Source organism: Saccharibacillus sacchari (genome assembly GCF_037722395.1).
Classification (GTDB): Bacteria; Bacillota; Bacilli; order Paenibacillales; family Paenibacillaceae; genus Saccharibacillus; species Saccharibacillus sacchari_A.
The window spans coordinates 1-546 of sequence record NZ_JBBKAR010000015.1 but is presented as its reverse complement, the minus strand read 5'-3'; the positions used below and the strand labels follow the sequence as shown (position 1 = coordinate 546).

The 546-nt window shown below is 45.4% G+C and carries 1 protein-coding gene; it reads left to right on the top strand.

The genetic code is table 11. The annotated features are described in order from the left end of the window. Positions 1-64 precede the first annotated feature (64 nt). On the top strand, positions 65-546 hold a 482-nt coding region (locus WKI47_RS04250), incomplete at its 3' end, for a transposase (RefSeq protein ID WP_340225928.1).

Genomic DNA, 546 nt, shown 5'->3' with positions numbered 1-546 from the left:
GAATCGACAGCTCACGCTAGAAATCCGGTCTTCGATTCCAGTTAAACCTCGTTCACCTAAACGAATGGACTATGAATACAAGCGAAATGGAGTTGTGAATCTATTCATGATGTTTGCTCCGCTTGAGTCCAAACGTTATGTTCGAGTGAGCGACCAACGTAAGCGAGTCGACTTTGCAGCGTGTATTCAAGAGCTGGTAGACGTCCATTATGCAGAAGCCGAGCGAATCGTACTGGTGATGGACAATCTGAATACCCACAGTATTGGATCTCTTTATGAAGCTTTTGAACCCGCGGAAGCCAAGCGAATCGCGAACAAATTAGAAATTCATTATACGCCGAAACATGGAAGTTGGTTAAACATGGCTGAAATTGAGATTGGCGTTCTAAGTCGGCAGGCGTTATCCGATTATGTCCCCACTCGAAGCGAAATGATCTCGCGTGTAAAAGCTTGGGAATCCGACCGAAATGATGCTCATTCGACGGTGAATTGGCAGTTCACCACTCAAGATGCACGAATTCGACTTAAACGACTTTACCCTGAAGT